The organism is Cytophagia bacterium CHB2, from assembly GCA_030263535.1.
Lineage (GTDB): Bacteria > Zhuqueibacterota > Zhuqueibacteria > Zhuqueibacterales > Zhuqueibacteraceae > Coneutiohabitans.
Window position 1 is genome coordinate 1 of sequence record SZPB01000570.1, and the last position, 2,657, is coordinate 2,657.

Annotated in this window: 3 protein-coding genes; all 3 read right to left on the reverse strand. The window is 51.0% G+C overall.

Features of this window, described 5'->3' with window-relative positions; all coding sequences use genetic code 11:
- Positions 1 to 268: 268 nt before the first annotated feature.
- Positions 269 to 826 carry a phosphatase PAP2 family protein gene (locus FBQ85_29005; protein ID MDL1879172.1) on the reverse strand — a complete coding sequence of 186 codons (558 nt, stop codon included), beginning with the start codon at positions 824 to 826 and terminating at the stop codon, positions 269 to 271.
- 1 nt (position 827) lies between these two features.
- Positions 828 to 1,553 carry a hypothetical protein gene (locus FBQ85_29010; protein ID MDL1879173.1) on the reverse strand — a complete coding sequence of 242 codons (726 nt, stop codon included), beginning with the start codon at positions 1,551 to 1,553 and terminating at the stop codon, positions 828 to 830.
- A gap of 455 nt (positions 1,554 to 2,008) precedes the next feature.
- A partial coding sequence (locus tag FBQ85_29015; protein MDL1879174.1) for an amidohydrolase occupies positions 2,009 to 2,657 on the reverse strand: 649 nt, incomplete at its 5' end.

Sequence of the window (2,657 nt, forward strand, 5' to 3'; positions counted from 1 at the left end):
GTTCACGCAATTCGAAGCGCCGGACGTGCCGACCTACACCGGCATTTGGACCGACGGCAAGGAGGTTTTCATCGTCGGGCACAATACGCATGACACGCTGGTGCTGCACGGAAAATAAAACTTTTGTGGATGTTCGTGAACGATATGGCAGTATCTTCCTCACAACAAATGTGCGGTGCTGTGGGGCATCGCAATTCGGAAAGTTCTACCATTTCGTGTCCTAGGCGGCAGAAATAATACCGCAAGCAAAACCTCACCGTGAAAGTTATTATTCTGAACGACTATGCTTCCAGGCAGAGCCTATTTCATAAGTTTTAATCACGACCAGCGCGCACAACACGCCCATCACGGCTCCGCCGATAACGTCGAACGGATAATGTTTGCCGAGATAAATGCGCGAGAAGCCCGAGAGAAACGCGCAGATGAACAACGGCCATTTTTGCGCGGGATAAAAATGCGTGAATAGCATGGCCGCCGCAAATGAATTCACGGCGTGCGAGGAGGGAAACGAAAACGACGTGCTGATGCCGGTTATCGCGTTTACACCCTCCAGCGCAACGCAGGGACGCACACGCTGAAAAAACGGTTTTAACGCTGCAGAGGAGAGCTGATCACTCAATACTACTACCGGAATGATCAGCAGCGCGGCCGTGCGTCCGGTTTTGCCGCCTTTCCACCACAGCCAAACATAAACCACGGCAAACACCGGAAACCAATTGCGCTGCTCAGTAACAATCGGCATCAGCCAATCAAAAAAACTGTTTTGCAGGTTGTGATTAACAAAGAAGAATACGGCGACATCGATCTGATACAAAAACTCAAGCATATCAAAATCCCATCCCGACGCTCAACAGAAATCCGACCCCATGGAGCTTGACCACTGTATCAACCGGCAAGCCGGCCGGTTCTTCGTTTTCCTCGCGATCGAGCGCAGCGCGGTTGTACAGCACGGAGATGCTGGTTGAAACCTTGTTGGTCATGGTGAGATAAAAGCCCAGCTCGCTGCCCCAGCCCCAGTCCTTGTAGGTGCGTGAAATGCTGCTGCTGTTCACCTCATTCGATTCTTCACTGGATAAGCGATAATAGCTCACATGCGGCCGCAGAAAAACGCCGGTGTCTTTGATATCAGAAGTGCTTTCCATGCCGGCGCGCGCCGCACCGCGCACAGGCCGCAACTTGGGCAAGCTGCGTTCAATGAATGAAATCTTGAACGTCGGTTTGAATGAAATCGGCACGAGCTTGCGCGAGAACTTCACCTCTGCAAAGGGCAAAGCTGAGCCGGAGTTCGGATTCAGATATGGCTCGACAATCGCCAAATCCGAATAATTGCGTTGATAATATGCCGCCCCTACGCCGAGATCCATTTGCAAGACACCGCGCTTCTTGATCGTCTTGTGCAGCGTCACGCCGGGATAAAGCCCACCGGCCGTCTGCGCCGGATAAATTGCGCCAAAGGAAAAGTCCAACACCACGCTTTGCGCTCTGGCATTTGAGAGGCCAAAGAGGTCTGCAAAGGTTAGAATGACTATAACGCTGAAGGTTAGCTTTCGCATGTCAATCCTGTCATCAAGATGAACTCTAACGCGTTGTCTACTACGCGAAAAAGCAGCAATCAAAAGTTTTCAAAAATGTCTCCACTTTGGTAAGGCACAAAAAATTTTGCACGAGAACTTGCCGGCAACTCCGAGGAGTGAAATGGTTATAGTCATGCGCGCACGCCGTTTCTACAAACTCCGAAAGGAGTGGCATGTTCTTTTCATCGAAAGATCAAGATTCAAAATCGAGCCCGTGCTACATTTCACTCCTTCGGAGTTTTGAAGAGCGGTGGGGCGGATTTCACTATAAACATGCCACCGCTTTGCGGTTTGTTTAAGGCGATTATCGATTCTTTCTTGTCATATCTCAGCACACAAAATTAAGGTTCTATCCACGAAATGATTTTTGGCATTTTGCGCAGACTTACGATGCCTTATGCCCAAAGACTCATCACCCGAACACACGAACGACTTCAATCTGTTTGTTGCTTCGCGCGCGCGGCTTTGACGATTTCACGCACCTCCGCAAACAGCGTGGGCGCGTGATACGGAATGCCGTCTTTAATCGTCCACGCAATGCCGCCGTGCTCGCCCCGTTGCTTGTCCAATGTCGGGTTGATGCCGGTGGGAAAAAGAATATGCAAGTTCTCCAGAGGATTGCCGTCCACCACGATCATATCTGCAAGATAACCGGTTTTCAAGCGGCCCAGCTCGTTTGCTTTGCCCAGCACCCATGCGCCGTTGCTGGTGGCATGCTGAATCACTTCGAGCGGCTGAAAGCCCGCTTCTTCATGCAATTCCAATTCGCGCAGATAGCCGAAGCCGTACATTTGATAAATAAAACCCGCATCCTCGCCGGTGGTCACAATGCCGCCCATGGCCGCAAAATCCTTCACCGCTTGCATCCAAATGCGATAGTTTTCCTTCCAGAAAACTTCATCGGTGTTGGTCCAGCCGAAGAAAAATGAACCGTGATATTCCGGATTCGGCGTGAAAAAGGCTTCGAGCGCGGGATGCAAATAATCTTTGAACCACGGTTGCGTGAGGGCGCGCTGCAAATCACGCGAAGCTTCGTAGATGCACAGCGTCGGGTTCCAGGCCACGTTTGCGTCAACCAATGTT